The following is an 18,823-nucleotide window of genomic DNA, read 5'->3' as shown; positions in this document are numbered from 1 at the left end:
GCAGCTTTCGGGGGCGTCGAGACGGGTGTTCATGGTGCGCTGGTGGTGCGGGGCAAGGGACTCGAACCCTCACGCCTTGCGGCGCTGGAACCTAAATCCAGTGCGTCTACCAATTCCGCCAACCCCGCATCCAGCGGCGCGCATTGTAATGGCAGCCCGTCCCCAGGGCCAGCCTTTTGTGCAGGTGGCTTCCGCGCAGGAGGCGCTCGTCGTGGTAAACGAAACCGCCCGGGCTGCACTGCGGGGGGAAACCACGGTGTGCCGCCCGGGCGGGGCGACAGCCTGAGCCGACGGTTTTACCCGCGGCGCATGGCGTCGAAGAACTCTCCGTTGTTCTTGGTCGCCTTGATCTTGTCGAGCAGGAACTCCATCGCATCGATGTCATCCATGCCGTACAGCAACTTGCGCAGCACCCACACCTTTTGCAGCACGTCGGCCTTGAGCAGGAGCTCTTCGCGACGGGTACCCGAACGGTTGACGTTGATGGCGGGATAGACCCGCTTCTCCGCCATGCGCCGGTCCAGGTGGATTTCCATGTTGCCCGTGCCCTTGAACTCTTCGTAGATCACGTCATCCATGCGGCTACCGGTGTCGATCAGGGCGGTGGCGATGATGGTCAGGGAGCCGCCTTCCTCGATGTTCCGGGCGGCGCCGAAGAAGCGCTTCGGCTTTTGCAGGGCGTTGGCATCAACACCACCGGTCAGCACCTTGCCGGAGGCCGGCACCACGGTGTTGTAGGCGCGGGCCAGGCGGGTCAGGGAGTCAAGGAGGATGACCACGTCGCGCTTGTGTTCGACCAGGCGCTTGGCCTTCTCGATGACCATTTCAGCAACCTGAACGTGGCGGATGGCAGGTTCGTCGAAGGTGGAGGCCACAACCTCGCCCTTCACCGAGCGCTGCATTTCCGTTACTTCTTCAGGGCGTTCATCGATCAGCAACACGATCACCACCACATCGGGGTGATTCGAGGTGATCGAGTGGGCGATGTGCTGCAGCATCACCGTTTTGCCGCTCTTCGGCGGGGCCACCAGCAGGCCGCGTTGACCCTTGCCGATGGGGGAAATCATGTCCACCACGCGGGAGGTGATGTTTTCCTCGGCCCGGATATCCCGTTCCAGCTTGAGGCACTGGTTGGGGTGGAGCGGGGTGAGGTTTTCGAACAGAATCTTGTGCTTCGAGGCTTCAGGCGGCTCGAAGTTGACCTTGTCGACTTTAACGAGGGCAAAGTAGCGTTCGCCATCCTTGGGGGTCCGGATCTCTCCCTCTACCGTATCGCCGGTATGCAGGTTGAACCTGCGGATCTGGCTGGGCGATACGTAGATGTCGTCGGTGCCCGCGAGGTAGGACGTGTCGGGGGAGCGCAGGAAGCCGAAGCCATCCGGCAGAACCTCCATGACGCCATCACCGTAGATCGGTTCGCCTTTCTTGGCGCGGTTCTTGAGCAGCGCAAAGACCAGTTCCTGCTTGCGCAGGCGGTTGGCGCCTTCGATGTCGTTGGCAATGGCCATTTCGAGCAATTGGCCGACGTGGAGAGACTTGAGCTCCGAGAGGTGCATGGCAGGCAGCGGTGGGGGAGAGAGATTGGGACGGGTAAGGGAGGGGTGTGGGAACAGCAGGATTACAGCAAGTACGGCAGCAGATCTGCCCGCACTGTGTAGCGGCGCCGGGCTTGCCGGTTGGTTTGCCCCGAGGGCGCCGCTAAATAATGGCTATCTGAAGAAGATTATGCCGATCAGAGGTGGCTGTCAATGAAGGCCGCCAGTTGCGACTTGGACAGTGCGCCGACCTTGGTAGCCTCGATGTTGCCGCCCTTGAACAGCATCAGGGTCGGAATGCCACGAATGCCATATTTGGCGGGCGTTTCCTGGTTTTCATCGATGTTGAGCTTGGCAACCTTGAGCTTGCCGCTGTACTCCTTCGAGATTTCGTCGAGGATGGGTGCAATCATCTTGCACGGACCACACCACTCAGCCCAGTAATCTACCAGCACGGGGCTGGTGGACTGCAGAACCTCCGCTTCGAAGTTCGCATCGGTGACGTAATGGATATGTTCGCTCATGATTCCTCGCATCAGGGGATTTTAAGATGTCGCCGCGGGTGGGGAGCATGTTCCGGATGGCCGGAACCCCGCAACTCGGGCAACAAGACAAAAGATAGCGGGATGCTAGCGAATAATCACGGGCAAGAAAAGCGCTTTTCTCGCCCGTGATCTTGACATGTGGTAACGGTGGCACACTTGGAACAATTCTGGACAGGGGCTGTCTCGCTTTTGGGGACATGGTGCTCCGTGTCCTCTCGGGCCTGCCCGATGGGGTATATTGCGGCCCCTCGATACCATCATCTGCTTTGTCGTTGCCCGGGCGGGCGGCGGCAATTAAACCAACAGGAGCGCGCCCGATGACTTACGTCGTTACTGAAAACTGCATCCGCTGCAAATACACCGACTGTGTGGATGTTTGTCCGGTCGACTGCTTTCGCGAGGGACCCAATTTCCTGGTGATCGACCCTGATGAGTGCATCGATTGCACCCTGTGTGTGGCCGAATGCCCGGCCGAGGCGATTTTTGCCGAAGACGACGTTCCTGCGGCCCAGCAGGCTTTCATTGCACTGAATGCTGAGCTGGCAGCCAAGTGGGTGCCCATCGTCGAACGCAAGGAGCCCCCCGCCGATGCCGACGACTGGCGCGGCGTGGCGGACAAGCTCCAGTATCTCGAGCGCTGAGCCTGGGTTGCCTGAGCTCCGTCGTTTCCGGGGGGGCAGCAGGCCTGGCAATTGACCTTCAGGGTGTTTCTGCCGGAGAAATGCGGATCTGACGGGCAGTTGTAGGGTAAATCCTGATTTTCCGGGGCTTTGCGCCCTCGCCTGCAATCGAATACCATCGTGGGCGGTACAGATTCCGGCGGATACGCGCCTCGAAAAGGAAAACAAAATGCTGGTCAGTGAAATTCTCGCAATCAAGGGCAAAGTGCTGTTTACCGTTGCCTCCAACAAGACGCTTGCCGAGGCGGTTGCGGTGATGACGGAGCAGGATGTCGGGTCCCTCGTGGTTTTTGACAAGGGGCGCATGGCCGGTTTGCTGACTTTCCGCGAGGTGCTGGTGGCAACCCAGAAGGCGGGCGCCCAGTGGCAGACCCTGTCGGTGGTCGATGCCATGCTTAAGGATCCCGTGGTTGCGGCCCCGAACATGGAAATGGACGAGTTGCGCCGCCAGATGGTCGAACACCATCAGCGCTACCTGCCGGTCATGGAAGACACCGTGTTGATGGGGGTCGTGTCCTTCCATGACGTGGCAAAGGCTGTGCTGGAAGAGCAGAGCTTCGAGAATCGCATGCTCAAGAATTACATCCGCAACTGGCCTGCGGAGGATCAGGCCTGATCGGTATCGGTTCAAGGTTTTACGGTAGCAAGCAGGGTATTCCGCTAAGGGGGCGGATGCCCTGAAAAAAAGGCGCTCGAACGCCAGTCGAAAAGTATGTTGGAAGCCGACACCGTTTCGGTGTCGGGCCGCCTGGGGAGGGCGGGTCCCCGGTCTGATCCTGTCGCGTGCGATGGGGTTTTGGCTGGCCAGGCCTTGAACCAACTACAAAGGAGACAGAAGCATGAAGAAGATATGGCTTGAAAGCTATCCCCCTGGTGTCCCGGCAGAGATAGACACGAACCAGTTTGCATCCCTGGGTGATCTGTTTGACAAGAGTGTCGCGAGGTTTGCGGGGCACACTGCCTATATAAATATGGGCAAATCAATCACCTATGCCGAGCTCGACGCCCTTTCAAGGCAGTTTGCAGGCTATCTCCAGGGTGAGTTGAAACTGGCCAAAGGTGCCAGGGTGGCACTGATGATGCCCAACTGCCTGCAGTACCCTATCGCCATGTTCGCGGTGTTGCGCGCGGGTTTCACTGTGGTCAATGTGAATCCGCTGTACACCGCCCGGGAGCTTGAGCATCAGCTTCGGGATGCGGGTTGCGAGGCGATCGTGATCATGGAGAACTTCGCTCATACCCTTGAGGAGGTGATGGCCCGCACATCGGTGCGTCACGTGGTCGTCACCGGGCTGGGAGACATGCTCGGCTTTCCGAAATCCCTGCTGGTTAACCTGGTGGTGCGCCATGTGAAGAAGATGGTGCCGGCCTGGAACCTGCCGGGGTACGTGGGCTTTCGCGATGCCCTGGGTCGCGGTGCCGCCCACGGGCTGATGCCGGTGGCCATGAACCACGATGATCTTGCCTACCTCCAGTACACCGGGGGAACAACCGGCGTTGCCAAGGGGGCGATGCTGACCCACGGCAACATCGTGGCCAACCTGCAGCAGGCCCATGCCTGGATCAGCCCCTGCGTGAGGGAAGGGGAGGAGGTGATCATCACCGCCCTGCCGCTTTATCACATCTTTTCGCTCACCGCGAACTGCCTCACTTTCTTCAAGATCGGTGCCAGCAATGTGCTGATCACCAATCCACGAGACATCCCGGCCTTTGTCGCAGAACTGGGCAAGTATCCGTTTACGGTGATTACCGGCGTGAACACCCTGTTCAACGCGCTGCTCAACAACCCGGCGTTCGAGAAGCTCGATTTCAGTACCCTCAGGGTTGCCCTTGGCGGCGGTATGGCCGTCCAGCAGGCCGTTGCGGATCGCTGGAAGAAGGTGACCGGCAAGCCGCTGGCAGAGGCGTATGGCCTCACCGAGACATCGCCTGCCGTATGCATCAACCCGCTTGATCTGCCGGAGTTCAATCACTCCATCGGTCTGCCCATCTCTTCCACCGATATCAGTCTGCGCGACGATGACGGGTACGAGGTTTCCATGGGGATTCCTGGAGAGTTGTGCGTGAAAGGGCCCCAGGTCATGAAGGGCTACTACAACCGCCCGGAGGATACGGCGCGGGCTTTCACCCATGACGGCTATCTGCGCACCGGGGATGTGGCGACCATCGACGACGCCGGCTTTGTGCGCATTGTCGATCGGAAGAAGGACATGATCCTGGTGTCGGGCTTCAACGTCTATCCGAACGAGGTGGAGGATGTGGTGGCGACTCACCCGGGCGTGATGGAAGTGGCGGCGCTGGGTGTGCCCGACGAGCATTCGGGTGAGGCGGTGAAGATCTTCGTGGTGCGCAAGGACCCCGCCCTGACTGCCGAGGCCCTCATCGCGCATTGCCGGTCAGGGCTGACGGGCTACAAGGTGCCGCGTTTCGTCGAGTTTCGTGATGAGTTGCCGAAGAGCAATGTGGGCAAGATCCTGCGTCGGGTGTTGCGTGACACGCAGCACGCTGCGGAGCATGTTTGAGCGATGTCAGGGAAAATAGCGCTTGTGTTTTCGGGCTGTTGTGCGAATAATCCGAAGCTAGTCTTGTAGATGACCCCATGACCCTTTTCGCATTCGCCCTGCCTGTCGACGTCGTTGCTGTAGTACGCGTAGTAAGCGTAGGTGAGCGCGCGTCGTAAGGGTCCCCAGGTAGTCGATAGAGAATTTCAGACCCCCGCCGGCGCGCAACCGGCGGGGGTTTTGTCTTTTTGTTGCACCCCAGGCCCGGAAAGCGTTTCGGCTTCCAAGCCCCAAGGAGAAATCGATGATGCAAATGACTGGAGCAGACCTGATCGTGAAGCTGCTCGAACGGCAGGGAATCAGCACCATTGCCGGCGTGCCCGGCGGTGCAGCCCTGCCGATGTATGACGCCCTGTCCAAGAGCGAGCAGATCCACCACGTCCTTTGCCGCCATGAACAAGGTGCGGGCTTCATTGCCCAGGGTATGGCACGTGTCTCGGGCCGCCCCGAGGTGTGCCTGGCCTCCAGCGGTCCGGGTGCCACCAATCTGATCACTGCCATCGCCGATGCCAAGCTCGACTCCATCCCGATGATCGCGCTGACCGGCCAGGTGCCCCTGTCGATGATCGGCACCGACGCCTTCCAGGAAGTCGACACCTATGGCCTGACCATCCCCATCACCAAGCACAACTTCCTGGTCCGTTCGGCCAAGGAGCTGCTGACCGCCGTTCCGGCTGCCTTCCGCATTGCCATGTCCGATCGCCCCGGGCCGGTGCTGATCGACGTGCCGAAGGATGTGCAGAACCAGATGGTGAGCTTCGAGGAATACCCCGATGTGGTGGTTCCTGATGCGGCACCGAGCTTCGACATCGCCGCGATTGAAGAAGCCGCGAAGATGATCGAGGCCGCCGAGCGCCCCGTGCTTTACCTGGGTGGCGGTGTGATCCATTCGGGCGCAGCCCATATGGCCGTGACCCTGGCCGAGCAGGCCTCCCTGCCGACCACCATGACCCTGATGGCGCTTGGCGCCATGCCCATGGACCATCCCCTGTCCCTGGGCATGCTGGGCATGCACGGTGCCCGTTACACCAACTACGTGCTGGAAGAGGCCGACCTGCTGATCTGTGTGGGCGCCCGTTTCGACGACCGCGCCATCGGCAAGACCGCCGAGTTCTGCCCGAACGCCAAGATCATCCACGTCGATATCGACCGATCCGAGCTGCACAAGGTCAAGAACGCCCATGTGGCCATCGCCGGCGACGTGGGGCAGGTGCTGTCCGAGCTGTTGCCGCGTGTCAAGCCTCAGCTGCGCAAGCGCTGGCTGTCCCATGTGGAGAGCCTCAAGGGCCGCTTCCCGCTGGCCATGCCGGGCATCGACAATCCGCGCTCGCCTTACGGTCTGATCCATGCCGTGGCCAACTGTCTCGACGACAACGCCATCATCACCAGCGACGTCGGCCAGCATCAGATGTGGGTGGCCCAGGCCTATCCCTTCCGCCGCTCGCGCCAGTGGCTCAACTCCGGCGGTCTCGGCACCATGGGCTTCGGCTTCCCGGCCGCGATCGGTGCTGCGCTGGCCGCACCGGATCGCACCGTGGTGTGCTTCTCCGGTGACGGCAGCCTGAAGATGAACATCCAGGAGATGGCCACCGCCGCCCAGGAAAACGTCAATGTGAAGATCGTGCTGTTCAACAACCAGTCCCTCGGCCTGGTGCATCAGCAGCAGAACCTCTTCTACGGCAAGCGCATCATGGCGTCGCGCTACGAGCGTCCCACTGACTTCCTGAAGATCGCCGATGGCTTCGGCATGCGTGCGGTGGATCTCGATCCGGCGCCGAATCCCCGGGCCACCCTTGCGGAGGCGCTCAACACCCCGGGCCCCTGCCTGATCCACGCCACGATCGACCCGAACGAATTCGTTTACCCGATGGTGCCGCCGGGCGCCGCCAACTCCGAGATGATCGGCTGAGCCCCGAGGAGAGAATACGATGTCCGAACAGAACACCAACCTTTCCGAATACATCCCCGATGTCCCCGAGCACGGCGGTTTTCACAAGGTCGTGCTGGAGCTCGGGGTGGCCAACCACCCCGGCGTGATGAGTCACATCTGCGGCCTTTTTGCCCGCCGGGCCTTCAACGTGGAGGGCATTCTGTGCATGCCCGTCGGCAACGCCGAGACCAGTCGTATCTGGCTGCTGATCTTTGAAGACGAGCGGCTCGACAAGATGATCAAGCAGGTCGAGAAGCTTGAGGATGTGCTCTACGTGCGTCAGCATGCCGGCGAGCACCCGGTCTACGGCCGGCTTGACGAGTTCTTCCAGTAAGCTGTCTGCTGTTTCCGCCGCCGGACCTGTGCCGGCGGCGTGCTAGATTCTCCTCCCATCCCGTTTTCGCGAGTTCCCCATGTCCGGTAATACGCTCGGCACGCTTTTCTGCGTCACTTCCTTCGGCGAGTCCCATGGCCCTGCCATCGGTTGCGTGGTGGACGGCTGTCCGCCGGGCCTGGCCATCAGCGAGGCCGACATCCAGGCGGAACTCGACCGGCGCAAGCCCGGCACATCCCGCCACGTCACCCAGCGCCGTGAGCCCGATGCGGTGGAAATCCTGTCCGGTGTTTTCGAGGGCGTCACCACGGGTACCCCGATTGCCCTGCTGATCCGTAACCAGGACCAGCGCTCCAAGGATTACGGCAACATCGCCGAGAGCTTCCGCCCTGGTCACGCCGATTACGGCTACTGGCAGAAGTACGGTATTCGCGACTATCGCGGTGGTGGTCGCTCGTCTGCCCGGGAGACGGCCGTGCGTGTTGCGGCCGGTGCCATCGCCCGCAAGTGGCTGCAGGAGCGCTATGGCATCGTGATCCGTGGCTACATGGCCCAGTTGGGGCCGGTTGAGATTCCCTTCGTCTCCTGGGATGAGGTGGACGGTAACGCCTTCTTTGCTCCGAATCAGGCGATCGTGCCCCAACTCGAGCGCTACATGGACGATCTGCGCAAGTCCGGCGACTCGGTGGGTGCGCGCATCAATGTTGTTGCCACTGGCGTGCCGGTGGGCTGGGGTGAGCCGGTCTACGACCGCCTCGACGCCGACATCGCCCATGCCATGATGAGCATCAATGCGGTGAAGGGGGTGGAGATTGGCGCAGGCTTTGCCAGTGTTTCCCAGCTGGGTACCCAGCACTCCGACGAGATGAGCCCCGAGGGCTTCCTGTCGAACCAGGCGGGCGGAGTGCTTGGCGGTATCTCCACCGGGCAGGATGTGGTGGTGAGCATGGCCATCAAGCCCACGTCGAGCACGCGTCTAGACCGGCAGTCCATCGACAATGCTGGTGAGCCGGTGGTGGTCAATACCCATGGCCGGCACGACCCCTGTGTGGGCATTCGCGCAACTCCGATCGCCGAGTCCATGCTGGCCATCGTGCTGATGGATCACGCCCTGCGGCATCGAGCCCAGAACGCCGATGTGGTGTGCACGACACCAAAAATTGCAGGTCTGGCTCCGCAAGGGCTGCAGGCGGTGCCTTCACCCCGGTCCAGGAGTTGATCGCAGTCAACTTTTCCCGTGCTGTAGCGGCGTAGAGTGGATTCACGAACTTTCGAAATCCAATGACAACGCGGGAGATGACTGCATGGAGCAACACGATCTGAACCACGAACTTCCTGAGTATCGCGAGCAGATTCACGCCTTGAAGATGTCCAACGGGCACTTTGCACGGCTTTTCGATGAGTATCACGATGTCAATCGGCACGTAGTCCGCGTGGAGGTTCATGCCGAGACCGCTACCGACTTTGAGCTTGAAGACCTCAAGAAACGCCGGCTCAAGCTCAAGGATGAGCTTTACGAAATGCTGAAGGGCGCGGCCGTCAACTGATTTTCCGACGGACGTCTGCAATGAGAAGAGCGCTTTCGGGCGCTCTTTTTCATGAGCCGGGTAGAATCGCGCCGATGATTCCCTATTGGCGCCTGTCCGGCTATTACTTCTTCTACTTCGCTTTCATTGGCGCCTTTTCACCCTATTTCGGCCTGTATCTGCAGTCCATAGGCAGCTCCGCTGCGCAGATTGCCCTGCTGATGTCTCTGATGTCGGTGATGCGCATGCTGGCGCCGACCCTGTGGGGCTGGCTGGCCGATCGGCTGGGCGTCCGGACACCCATCGTGCGTCTGTCGGCATTTCTGTCGGTGATCGGCTTTGCCGGCTTTCTGGTGACGGACGCATATATTGGCTTGTTTCTGAGTATGGCCTTTCTCTCTTTCTTCTGGAGCGCTGCGCTGCCGCTGGTGGAGACGCTGACCTTTGCCCATCTGAGTGGTCAGGCCAGCCGCTACGGCAACATCCGCGTGTGGGGATCGGTGGGTTTCGTGATCGCTGTTCTCGCCCTGGGCTATCTGCTGGACGGCTTGCCGGTGAGGGCCTTGCTCTGGATCACCTTGGCCTTGCTCGGTGGCATCTTTGTGTGTGCCATGCTGATTCCTGAAGCGGGCAGGCCCGTCGCGCCGCAGCGGCCGGTGGCGCTGGCCGAGATTCTCCGCCGACCCGAGGTGGGCGGCTTGCTGGCGGCGTGCTTCTTCATGTCGGCTGCCCATGGCGCCCTCTACGTCTTCTACTCGCTGCATCTGGTTGCCCATGGGTATAGCAAGTCGCTGGTCGGCTGGATGTGGACCCTCGGCGTCGTGGCGGAGATTGCCGTGTTCATGGGAATGCCCCAGCTTCTCAAGGCCTTCTCCCTGCGGGGCCTGCTGATCTTCAGCTTTGCCGCCGCCGTGCTGCGTTTCGTCCTGATCGGCTGGGGGGCGGAGTCGGTGGCCGTGCTCGTGTTTGCCCAGGTTCTCCACGGCGCAACCTTCGGCGCCTACCATGCGGCCGCGGTGGCTGCGGTGAACCACTGGTTTGGCGCCCAGCATCAGGCCCGGGGGCAGGCCTTGTACGGGAGCATCTCCTTTGGAGCCGGGGGCATGATCGGCGGGCTTGTCAGCGGCTACACTTGGGAGTCCGTTGGTCCTGAATGGACCTACTCGCTGGGCTCGCTGTTTGCCCTTGTGGGCTTGCTGGTCTTGCTGGGATGGTGGAAGGATGAGGGGCCTGCCCAGGCGGGCGCCCGTTGAAGTGTGTGCAATCGGAAAGAGATATGAGCTCAGGATTCAGCTGGATGCGGGGCATGGCCCCGGTGATCATGGCAACGGCTGTTGTCAGTGCCTGCCAGACGGTGAACACCACCCATACCGGGGCGGTAGGTATCGAGCGCAAGCAGATGATGATGGTGTCGTCCGGTGAGATGGACAAGGCCTCATCCCAGAGTTACCAGAAGATTCTCCAGCAGGCAGGGCAGAAGAATGCCCTGAACCGGGACAAGGAGCAGGTGGCACGGGTGCGCGCCGTGGCAAGCCGGCTGATCCCCACTACCGGCGCCTTCCGTCCGGATGCCCCCCAGTGGCGCTGGGAGGTGAATGTCCTCACCTCGCCCGAGCTCAATGCCTGGTGCATGGCCGGCGGAAAGATTGCGTTCTACTCCGGAATTATCGAGAAGCTTCAGTTAAGCGATGATGAGATCGCCGCGATCATGGGGCACGAGATCGCCCACGCCCTCAGGGAGCACGCCCGCGAGCGGGCGTCCCAGGCGATGGTGACCAACATCGGGGTGAGTGTGCTCGGTGCGGCGCTGGGGGTCGGGCAGGTGGGCACGGATCTGATCGGATCCGTTGCCAAGGTGACCTTCGAGCTGCCCAACAGCCGCGAGCACGAGATCGAGGCCGACCGCATCGGCGTTGAACTGGCGGCCCGAGGAGGGTATGACCCGCGCGCCGCGATCACCCTGTGGCAGAAGATGGGCAAGGCCAACAGCGGGCAGCCGCCGCAATGGCTGTCCACTCACCCTTCCAGCGAGAGCCGGCAGCAGGATCTCGCCCAGTACGCAGCCCGTGTGATGCCGCTCTACGAGCAAGCTACTCAGCACACGAAGCCTGTGAAATAATTAAGGTTTTTCCGCCCCTACCAGTCCTTCGCCCATGCAAGCGCAAACGCTTTACGAAAAACTGTGGTCGAGCCACGTGGTGCACGTCGAAGATGATGGCACTGCGCTGATCTACATTGACCGTCATCTCGTTCACGAAGTCACCAGTCCGCAAGCCTTCGAAGGCCTGAAGCTGGCTGGCCGCAAGCCTTGGCGTGTCGATTCCATCGTTGCGACGGCAGACCACAATACGCCTACCGATCACTGGGAAATGGGTATCCAGGATCCGGTTTCCCGTCAGCAGGTGGAAACCCTCGACAGCAACATCCGCGAAGTCGGCGCCCTGGCCTACTTCCCGTTCAAGGATGAGCGGCAGGGCATCGTGCACGTCATCGGGCCCGAGAACGGCGCCACCCTGCCGGGCATGACCGTGGTCTGCGGTGACTCCCATACCTCCACCCATGGCGCTTTCGCCTGTCTGGCCCACGGCATCGGTACCTCCGAGGTCGAGCACGTGATGGCCACCCAGTGCCTGCTGCAGAAGAAGTCGAAGACCATGCTGGTGCGGGTCGATGGGCAGCTGGGCGCCGGCGTGACGGCAAAGGACGTGGTACTTGCCATCATCGGCCGCATCGGCACGGCCGGCGGCACGGGCTACGCCATCGAGTTCGGTGGCAGTGCGATTCGCAGCCTGTCCATGGAAGGGCGCATGACGATCTGCAACATGGCCATCGAGGCAGGCGCCCGTGCTGGCCTGGTTGCCGTGGATGACCAGACCGTGGCCTATCTAAAGGGTCGTCCCTTCTCGCCCAGTGGCGACCAGTGGGACCGGGCTGTCGCCTACTGGCGCACCCTGCATTCCGATGACGGCGCCGTCTTTGATGCAGTGGTCGAGCTCGATGCCGCCGCAATCAAGCCCCAGGTCACCTGGGGGACGTCCCCCGAGATGGTTGCTGCCATTGACGGCAGCGTGCCCGACCCGGCCCTTGAGAAGGACCCTGTCAAGCGTGAAGGCATGGAGCGGGCGCTCCAGTACATGGGCCTCAGCCCGCGTACGCCGATCAATGCGATCACCATCGACAAGGTCTTCATCGGCTCCTGTACCAACTCGCGTATCGAGGATCTGCGTGCCGCGGCCTTTGTGGCCCGCGGGCGTCACAAGGCCGACAACGTCAAACTGGCCCTGGTGGTGCCGGGCTCCGGTCTGGTCAAACGCCAGGCCGAGGCGGAAGGCCTCGACAAGATCTTCATCGCTGCGGGCTTCGAGTGGCGTGAGCCGGGTTGCTCCATGTGTCTTGCCATGAACGCCGACCGGCTCGAGCCGGGTGAGCGTTGTGCGTCCACATCGAATCGCAACTTCGAAGGGCGTCAGGGCGCTGGTGGACGCACGCACCTGGTCAGTCCGGCCATGGCTGCCGCTGCGGCGATCGCCGGCCGGTTTGCCGATGTGCGCGAGCTCGCCTGAGCTGAAGGTTGCTCGCATGCGTACTCAACTGCATAGATTGACGGCCATGGCCGGTGTGTTTGTGTTGCTGACCCTGACGGGTTGCAACACCGTCCAGGGGCTGGGCAAGGATATTGAAAAGGGTGGCGAAGCCATCCAGAAGGTAGCCAAGTAAATGAATCCCTTCCGTAAACTCGATGGTCTGGTGGCGCCGATGGATCGCGCCAACGTCGACACCGACGCGATCATCCCCAAGCAGTTCCTCAAGTCGATCAAGCGCAGCGGCTTCGGCCCCAACCTTTTCGATGAATGGCGTTATCTGGACGTGGGGCAACCAGGCCAGGACAACTCCGGTCGTCCCCGGAACCCCGATTTCGTGCTCAACCAGGCGCGTTATCAGGGTGCCCAGATCCTGCTGACCCGGGACAACTTTGGTTGCGGCAGCTCCCGGGAGCACGCGCCCTGGGCCCTCGAGGACTTCGGCTTCCGCGTCATAATCGGGCCGAGCTTTGCCGACATCTTCTTCAACAACTGCTTCAAGAACGGCCTGCTGCCGATCAAGCTTGATGCTGCCGAGGTCGATGCCCTGTTCGCCCAGTGTCTTGGTGCAAGCGGCTACCGTCTGAACGTGGATCTCGAAACTCTGACCATCACGCGTCCTGACGGCAAGGTGATCCCGTTCAACGTTGACGCCTTCCGTCGCGAATGCCTGCTAAATGGCTGGGACGACATCGGTCTGACCCTGCGCCACGCCGACAGGATCCGTGAGTTCGAGGCCCGTCGTCGCATAGAGCAGCCCTGGCTGTTTGCCTGATTGCCTGCCAGCCCGAGGGCTGGCGTCATCCAACCAAAACAGAAAGACATAATGAAGATCTGCGTTCTGCCGGGAGACGGCATCGGCCCCGAAATCATGGAGCAGGCCCTGCGCGTGCTCGACGCCCTGCGCGGCGACGGTTTCAACTTTGAAGCTGAAACCGCCTTGATCGGCGGCTGTGCCGTAGATGCTACGGGCACCCCCTATCCGGAAGCCACCAGCAAGCTTGCCAAGGCTGCAGATGCGATCCTGCTCGGCGCCGTCGGTGGCCCGCAGTGGGACGACCTGCCCCGCGAGCAGCGTCCCGAGCGTGGCCTGCTGGCCATCCGCAAGGAACTGAACCTGTTTGCCAATCTGCGCCCTGCCATCCTTTACCCCGAGCTGGCCAACGCCTCTACCCTGAAGCCGGAAGTGGTCGCAGGTCTGGACATCCTGATCGTCCGCGAGCTGACCGGCGACATCTACTTTGGTCAGCCTCGCGGTATTCGCGAGGAGGGCGGTGAGCGTGTCGGCTTCAACACCATGGTGTACGCCGAGTCCGAGATCCGCCGTATCGGCAAGGTTGCCTTCGAGGCGGCCCGCAAGCGCGGCAAGAAACTGTGCTCGGTAGACAAAATGAACGTTCTCGAGTGCACTCAGTTGTGGCGTGACGTGATGATCGAACTGTCGGCCGACTACCCGGATGTCGAGTTGTCCCACATGCTGGTGGATAACGCTGCCATGCAGCTGGTGCGTGCACCGAAGCAGTTTGATGTGATGGTGACCGGAAACATGTTCGGTGACATCCTTTCCGACGAAGCTTCCATGCTGACGGGGTCCATCGGCATGCTGCCGTCTGCATCGCTGGACGCCAACAACAAGGGCCTCTACGAGCCCAGTCATGGTTCTGCGCCCGACATTGCCGGCAAGGGCGTGGCCAACCCGCTGGCCACCATCCTGTCGGCGGCGATGATGCTGCGCTATACCTTCAATCTTGAGGCGCCCGCCGTGCGCATCGAGAACGCCGTCAAGAAAGTCCTGGCTGCGGGCTATCGTACCGGTGACATCTACGAAGCCGGCACCCGCCGTGTTGGCACCAGGGAAATGGGCGACGCGGTTATCGCTGCGCTGTAAGCATTCAATAAAAACACATCAAGTCTGATCGGGGATCAAAATGAAGAGAGTAGGTCTGGTTGGCTGGCGTGGCATGGTTGGTTCCGTGCTGATGCAGCGCATGCGCGAAGAGAACGACTTTGCACTGATCGAGCCGGTGTTCTTCACCACCTCCAACCCGGGGGGCAAGGCACCCAACTTCGGCAAGGAAGCGCCTGCCCTGAAGGATGCCAAGGACATCGATGAGCTCAAGTCGATGGACATCGTCATCACTTGCCAGGGTGGTGATTACACCAACGAGGTGTACCCCAAGCTGCGCGCTGCCGGCTGGAATGGTCACTGGATCGACGCTGCCTCCTCCCTGCGGATGGACCCCAAGGCTGTGATCATCCTTGATCCGGTCAACCTCAACGTCATCAAGGACTCCCTCGCCAAGGGCGGCCGTGACTGGATCGGCGGCAACTGCACCGTGTCCCTGATGCTGATGGCCCTGGGTGGCCTGTTCCAGCGTGACCTGGTTGAGTGGGCGACCTCCATGACCTACCAGGCTGCGTCCGGTGCCGGTGCCCAGAACATGCGCGAACTGCTGTCCCAGATGGGCGAGCTCAACCGCTCCGTCAAGGAATTGCTGGACGATCCCGCTTCCGCGATTCTCGACATCGATCGCGAAGTCGCCGGCACCATGCGTGACGATGCCTTCCCGGCGTCCAACTTTGGCGTGCCCCTGGCGGGCTCCCTGATCCCCTGGATCGACAAGGATCTGGGTAATGGTCAGTCGAAGGAAGAGTGGAAGGGCGGTGTCGAAACCAACAAGATCCTGGGCCGCGGTGAAGGCTTCGGTTCGCCGGCAGTGCCCATTGACGGCCTGTGCGTGCGTATCGGCGCCATGCGCTGTCACAGCCAGGCACTGACCCTGAAGCTGCGCAAGGACATCCCGATCGACGAAATCGAGGGCATGCTTGCCACCGCCAACGACTGGGTCAAGGTTGTCCCCAATCAGCGCGACGTCACCATGCGCGACCTGACCCCGACGGCCGTCACCGGCACGCTGACGGTTCCCGTTGGCCGCCTGCGCAAGCTCGCCATGGGTGGTGAGTATCTGTCAGCCTTCACCGTGGGTGACCAACTTCTGTGGGGGGCTGCGGAGCCTCTGCGCCGCATGTTGCGAGTCCTTCTCGAGGACTGATCCAAAAAGGCGGCCTCGGCCGCTTTTTTTCTATGGTGGCGGGTGTGAGGCAACTTCAAACATGGCTTGAACTTGCCTCACCAAACCCATGATGTTATGTTCATCAGCAACTCGATTTCGACGACAAGCCTTCGTGCATAAGAACCTCGTGAAAAGCCGGCTCAAACGCACCCTGATCGCGGCATCCATCGGCGCCCTGTCTCTGGGCGCAAATGCCGCTGGCCTCGGACGCATCACTGTTCTCAGCGGCCTTGGACAGCCTCTTCGCGCCGAAGTGGACATATCCGCCACGCTTGAAGAACTTCAGAACATGACAGCAAGGTTGGCCTCTGCTGAAGCATTTCGGCAGGCCGGCATTGATTTCGCGCCGTCGGTCAGCGGTTTGCGCATGTCCATTGAGCGGCGGGGAGGCGGAGCAGTGGTTAGGGTGACGAGCGATCGTCCGATCAACGAGCCGTTCGTGGATATGCTGGTTGAACTGAACTGGTCTGCCGGTCGCTTGATCCGTGAATACACGTTCCTGCTTGATCCACCGGATCTGGGCTCCGCACGTGCGGCAGCGCCCGTAGCGTCCCCTGAAATGCGACCTGGGGTTTCTGGCGGTGCTTATGCTGCTCAGCCCAGGCGCCAGCCTGTGGCCCGGGTTGCCCGTCCTGCCGCTGCTCCTGCTGCTGGAGCGGGGCGTACGTATATGGTGCAGCCCGGCGATACCCTGAATCGTATTGCTGCTGAGACCCGCCCTGAAGGTGTGTCGATGGAGCAGATGCTCTTGGCCCTGTTCCAGGGTAATCGGTCGGCTTTTGATGCGGACAACATGAACCGCTTGCAGGCCGGCAAGATTCTTCGCATCCCTGATGCAGATAGCGCCCGCCAGCTCGCCGGCGATGGGTCAAAGCAGCAGGTCGTTGCCCACTCTTCCGATTTTGGTCGTTACCGGCAGAAGCTCGCGGAGCAGGCAGCCGGCATGCCTGCCAAGGAGGCGCCGGTTCAGCAGGGGAGTAGTGGCCGGATCGGTGCCAAGGTGGAAGACCGGGCTCCAGCCGCAGCAGGGGCTACGGACCAGTTGAAGGTTTCGAAGAGTGACGAAGGTCTCAAGTCGGGCTCTGCACCGGGTGGAGAAAAATCAGTTGCCCGTTTGCAGGCTCTTGAAGAAGATCTCGTTTCCAGGGATAAGGCGCTGCGCGAGGCCAACACCCGTCTGGCCGAGCTGGAGAAAAGTATCAAGGAGCTGCAGCGTCTGGTGGAGCTGAAGAGTCAGGGCATGGCGCAGGCTCAGTCTGACGCGCCCCGGGTCGATGCACCGGTTGTCCCTCCGCCCGTCGCTGAGGTGCCGCCGCCGGCTCCCGCTACCGCTGCGGAGGCGCCCAAGGCGCCCGAGCCGATTGCCGAAGCCAAGCCGGTACCGCAGCCCGAGTCCAAGCCTGTCCCACCTGAGCCTCCTAAAGCGCCGCTGGCGCAAGCTACTGCCCCGGAAGACATGTCCTTGCTGCTTGGCGGCGGCGGCATCCTGGCCTTGTTGCTTGGCTGGGGTGGCTACAAGATCTATCAGCGCCGAAACGTGGGAGGGGCGCCCACGACGACTCCTGCACTCTCCGAGTTTGGCGATGGTGCGAATTCGGTGTTTGGCAGTGCGGGCGGTCAAAGTGTCGATACGGGTAGTACAAGCCAGATTCAGACCGATTTCAGCCAGTCTGGCTTGTCATCGATCGATACGGATGAAGGTGTCGACCCCGTGGCTGAGGCCGATGTCTATATGGCTTACGGGCGTGATGCCCAGGCGGAGGAGATTCTCCTCGACGCTCTCAAGACTGATCCAGGCCGTACAGGTGTTCATCTCAAGCTGCTCGAGATCTACGCTCAGCGGAAAAACCTGAAGCAGTTCGAGACGACGGCCACCGAGCTCTATTCCTTGACGGGGGGCAATGGTCCGGATTGGGAGAAAGCGGCTTCGCTTGGTAGAAAGTTCGATCCGGATAGCCCGCTTTATCGTATTCCCGCGCCCGGCTCAGCCCCGATAGCGCCGCCGGTCAGGCCGGTCGCTGCGTCTGCCCTTGCGACGGCTGCGATTGCTGCCGGGGAAACTGGCTTTGTTCAGGCCGGGCAGTCGCGCCCAGGGGCGCGAGAGCCCATACCTGGTCAAGCGGATTTCATCGCGACGCCAACGGCTTCCGATGATCCCCTTGAGTCGCCTTCGCAGCTGAAGGACACTTGGGCATTGCCGGGTGAGCTCAATCAGTACGCCAGCCTGGAGGATATTGAACGGGCGGCTTCGCCGACACCTGCTACTACGCTGACTCCGAACATTCCCGATACCTCGGTTCTCGATTTCGATCTCGATCTCGCTGCGGATACTCATGCGTCAACATCCACAGTTGCGGCCTCTCAGGCAGGTGGGGGGCTTAGTGGTGGGCTCGATTTCGATCTTGGGCTCGACATGGACACCTCCGCCGTACCCGCCACTGCAGGGGCGACGCTGGTTGCCGGCGATGCGCTGGCGCGCAGGTTCGAGGAGACCTCGACGCGCCCTCAACGGGTTTCCGAGGATTTCAGCCTTCCCGATCCCAGCGACCTCGATTTCGAGATCAGTTCCGAGTTTGGGGAAAGGCAGGTGTCTCCAGGGGCAGATGCCACGGTAGATGTCGATTTGACCGCCACCCTTTCCGATGATGCACTCAGGTTGCCTCTGGATACGGCCACGGTCGATCTGGAGAAAACGAGCTTCGACAGCAGTCTGCTCGATTTTGATTTCGAACTGGACGAAAAGTCAGATGCAAGCCCATCTCCTGCGAGGTCTTTCCCATCGTCGGCTGCCAACCTGAGTGATATTGATCTTGAGCTCAATACGCCGACTTCCACACGGATTGAGATGCCTGATCCTGGGCCGCCCACGGAGCCGCCTCTTGATCTAGACCTGCAGCAAGAGGTTGCGACGAAGCTGGAACTCGCTCGGGCCTATGAAGAAATGGGTGATAAGGACGGCGCGCGGGAGTTGGTTGAAGAGGTGCTGCGCGAGGGGACCGGTCGTCAGAAGGACGAAGCGCAGGCCATCCTGGCGCGTCTCTCCTGATTTCTTCGAGG

17 protein-coding genes and 1 tRNA gene are annotated in these 18,823 nt (G+C 61.4%); 15 read left to right on the top strand and 3 right to left on the bottom strand.

Annotated elements, in window-relative coordinates; all coding sequences use genetic code 11:
* Positions 1-43: 43 nt before the first annotated feature.
* From ACIQ09_RS04940 to trxA, 3 genes are all read right to left on the bottom strand, one after another.
* Positions 44-128, bottom strand: a tRNA-Leu gene (locus tag ACIQ09_RS04940).
* A gap of 168 nt (positions 129-296) precedes the next feature.
* Positions 297-1,556 carry a transcription termination factor Rho gene (gene rho, locus ACIQ09_RS04935; RefSeq protein WP_398306792.1) on the bottom strand — a complete coding sequence of 420 codons (1,260 nt, stop codon included), beginning with the start codon at positions 1,554-1,556 and terminating at the stop codon, positions 297-299.
* A gap of 176 nt (positions 1,557-1,732) precedes the next feature.
* Positions 1,733-2,059, bottom strand: a complete 327-nt coding sequence (gene trxA / locus ACIQ09_RS04930; protein ID WP_398306790.1) for a thioredoxin TrxA — start codon at positions 2,057-2,059, stop codon at positions 1,733-1,735.
* A gap of 338 nt (positions 2,060-2,397) precedes the next feature.
* Here trxA and fdxA point away from each other — a divergent pair, with 338 nt between their 5' ends.
* The 15 genes from fdxA (at position 2,398) to ACIQ09_RS04855 (ending at position 18,812) form a co-directional block, all read left to right on the top strand.
* Complete coding sequence (gene fdxA / locus ACIQ09_RS04925) at positions 2,398-2,721, top strand: ferredoxin FdxA (RefSeq protein ID WP_398306788.1); 324 nt, start codon at positions 2,398-2,400, stop codon at positions 2,719-2,721.
* A gap of 208 nt (positions 2,722-2,929) precedes the next feature.
* Positions 2,930-3,376 carry a CBS domain-containing protein gene (locus tag ACIQ09_RS04920; RefSeq protein WP_398306786.1) on the top strand — a complete coding sequence of 149 codons (447 nt, stop codon included), beginning with the start codon at positions 2,930-2,932 and terminating at the stop codon, positions 3,374-3,376.
* Between the two features lie 223 nt (positions 3,377-3,599).
* On the top strand, positions 3,600-5,282 hold the full coding sequence (locus ACIQ09_RS04915; RefSeq protein WP_398306784.1) for a long-chain-fatty-acid--CoA ligase: 1,683 nt from the start codon (positions 3,600-3,602) through the stop codon (positions 5,280-5,282).
* Positions 5,283-5,565: 283 nt separating this feature from the next.
* The gene (gene ilvB, locus ACIQ09_RS04910; protein ID WP_398306782.1) at positions 5,566-7,230 is read left to right on the top strand and encodes an acetolactate synthase large subunit; all 1,665 of its coding nucleotides are present in this window, start codon (positions 5,566-5,568) and stop codon (positions 7,228-7,230) included.
* Between the two features lie 19 nt (positions 7,231-7,249).
* The gene (ilvN, locus tag ACIQ09_RS04905; RefSeq protein ID WP_398306780.1) at positions 7,250-7,585 is read left to right on the top strand and encodes an acetolactate synthase small subunit; all 336 of its coding nucleotides are present in this window, start codon (positions 7,250-7,252) and stop codon (positions 7,583-7,585) included.
* A gap of 79 nt (positions 7,586-7,664) precedes the next feature.
* Positions 7,665-8,804: a chorismate synthase gene (gene aroC / locus ACIQ09_RS04900; protein WP_398306778.1), complete on the top strand. Its 1,140-nt coding sequence runs from the start codon at positions 7,665-7,667 to the stop codon at positions 8,802-8,804.
* Between the two features lie 85 nt (positions 8,805-8,889).
* Positions 8,890-9,132 (top strand): YdcH family protein, encoded by a 243-nt coding sequence (locus ACIQ09_RS04895; protein ID WP_398306776.1) that lies wholly within the window; start codon positions 8,890-8,892, stop codon positions 9,130-9,132.
* Positions 9,133-9,206: 74 nt separating this feature from the next.
* On the top strand, positions 9,207-10,364 hold the full coding sequence (locus ACIQ09_RS04890) for an MFS transporter (RefSeq protein WP_398306774.1): 1,158 nt from the start codon (positions 9,207-9,209) through the stop codon (positions 10,362-10,364).
* Between the two features lie 23 nt (positions 10,365-10,387).
* Positions 10,388-11,230, top strand: a complete 843-nt coding sequence (locus tag ACIQ09_RS04885; RefSeq protein ID WP_398306772.1) for a M48 family metallopeptidase — start codon at positions 10,388-10,390, stop codon at positions 11,228-11,230.
* Between the two features lie 34 nt (positions 11,231-11,264).
* The gene (gene leuC, locus ACIQ09_RS04880) at positions 11,265-12,674 is read left to right on the top strand and encodes a 3-isopropylmalate dehydratase large subunit (protein ID WP_398306770.1); all 1,410 of its coding nucleotides are present in this window, start codon (positions 11,265-11,267) and stop codon (positions 12,672-12,674) included.
* A gap of 16 nt (positions 12,675-12,690) precedes the next feature.
* Positions 12,691-12,828 (top strand): entericidin A/B family lipoprotein, encoded by a 138-nt coding sequence (locus ACIQ09_RS04875; RefSeq protein WP_398306768.1) that lies wholly within the window; start codon positions 12,691-12,693, stop codon positions 12,826-12,828.
* Positions 12,829-13,467 (top strand): 3-isopropylmalate dehydratase small subunit, encoded by a 639-nt coding sequence (leuD, locus tag ACIQ09_RS04870; protein ID WP_398306766.1) that lies wholly within the window; start codon positions 12,829-12,831, stop codon positions 13,465-13,467. It begins immediately after the preceding gene.
* Positions 13,468-13,518: 51 nt separating this feature from the next.
* Positions 13,519-14,580, top strand: a complete 1,062-nt coding sequence (gene leuB, locus ACIQ09_RS04865) for a 3-isopropylmalate dehydrogenase (protein ID WP_398306764.1) — start codon at positions 13,519-13,521, stop codon at positions 14,578-14,580.
* 40 nt (positions 14,581-14,620) lie between these two features.
* The gene (gene asd / locus ACIQ09_RS04860; protein WP_398306762.1) at positions 14,621-15,745 is read left to right on the top strand and encodes an aspartate-semialdehyde dehydrogenase; all 1,125 of its coding nucleotides are present in this window, start codon (positions 14,621-14,623) and stop codon (positions 15,743-15,745) included.
* Positions 15,746-15,878: 133 nt separating this feature from the next.
* Positions 15,879-18,812, top strand: a complete 2,934-nt coding sequence (locus tag ACIQ09_RS04855) for a FimV/HubP family polar landmark protein (RefSeq protein ID WP_398306760.1) — start codon at positions 15,879-15,881, stop codon at positions 18,810-18,812.
* Positions 18,813-18,823: the final 11 nt, after the last annotated feature.

It is taken from the genome of Zoogloea sp., assembly GCF_044344315.1.
Classification (GTDB): Bacteria; Pseudomonadota; Gammaproteobacteria; order Burkholderiales; family Rhodocyclaceae; genus Zoogloea.
Note: the sequence above shows the minus strand (reverse complement) of the source record. Positions and strands in the feature narration are given on the sequence as shown.

Coding starts and splice junctions, on each gene's coding strand:
- rho (WP_398306792.1), bottom strand. CDS start 1,556: ATGCACCTCTCGGAGCTCAAGTCTCTCCACGTCGGCCAATTGCTCGAA.
- trxA (WP_398306790.1), bottom strand. CDS start 2,059: ATGAGCGAACATATCCATTACGTCACCGATGCGAACTTCGAAGCGGAG.
- fdxA (WP_398306788.1), top strand. CDS start 2,398: ATGACTTACGTCGTTACTGAAAACTGCATCCGCTGCAAATACACCGAC.
- ACIQ09_RS04920 (WP_398306786.1), top strand. CDS start 2,930: ATGCTGGTCAGTGAAATTCTCGCAATCAAGGGCAAAGTGCTGTTTACC.
- ACIQ09_RS04915 (WP_398306784.1), top strand. CDS start 3,600: ATGAAGAAGATATGGCTTGAAAGCTATCCCCCTGGTGTCCCGGCAGAG.
- ilvB (WP_398306782.1), top strand. CDS start 5,566: ATGATGCAAATGACTGGAGCAGACCTGATCGTGAAGCTGCTCGAACGG.
- ilvN (WP_398306780.1), top strand. CDS start 7,250: ATGTCCGAACAGAACACCAACCTTTCCGAATACATCCCCGATGTCCCC.
- aroC (WP_398306778.1), top strand. CDS start 7,665: ATGTCCGGTAATACGCTCGGCACGCTTTTCTGCGTCACTTCCTTCGGC.
- ACIQ09_RS04895 (WP_398306776.1), top strand. CDS start 8,890: ATGGAGCAACACGATCTGAACCACGAACTTCCTGAGTATCGCGAGCAG.
- ACIQ09_RS04890 (WP_398306774.1), top strand. CDS start 9,207: ATGATTCCCTATTGGCGCCTGTCCGGCTATTACTTCTTCTACTTCGCT.
- ACIQ09_RS04885 (WP_398306772.1), top strand. CDS start 10,388: ATGAGCTCAGGATTCAGCTGGATGCGGGGCATGGCCCCGGTGATCATG.
- leuC (WP_398306770.1), top strand. CDS start 11,265: ATGCAAGCGCAAACGCTTTACGAAAAACTGTGGTCGAGCCACGTGGTG.
- ACIQ09_RS04875 (WP_398306768.1), top strand. CDS start 12,691: ATGCGTACTCAACTGCATAGATTGACGGCCATGGCCGGTGTGTTTGTG.
- leuD (WP_398306766.1), top strand. CDS start 12,829: ATGAATCCCTTCCGTAAACTCGATGGTCTGGTGGCGCCGATGGATCGC.
- leuB (WP_398306764.1), top strand. CDS start 13,519: ATGAAGATCTGCGTTCTGCCGGGAGACGGCATCGGCCCCGAAATCATG.
- asd (WP_398306762.1), top strand. CDS start 14,621: ATGAAGAGAGTAGGTCTGGTTGGCTGGCGTGGCATGGTTGGTTCCGTG.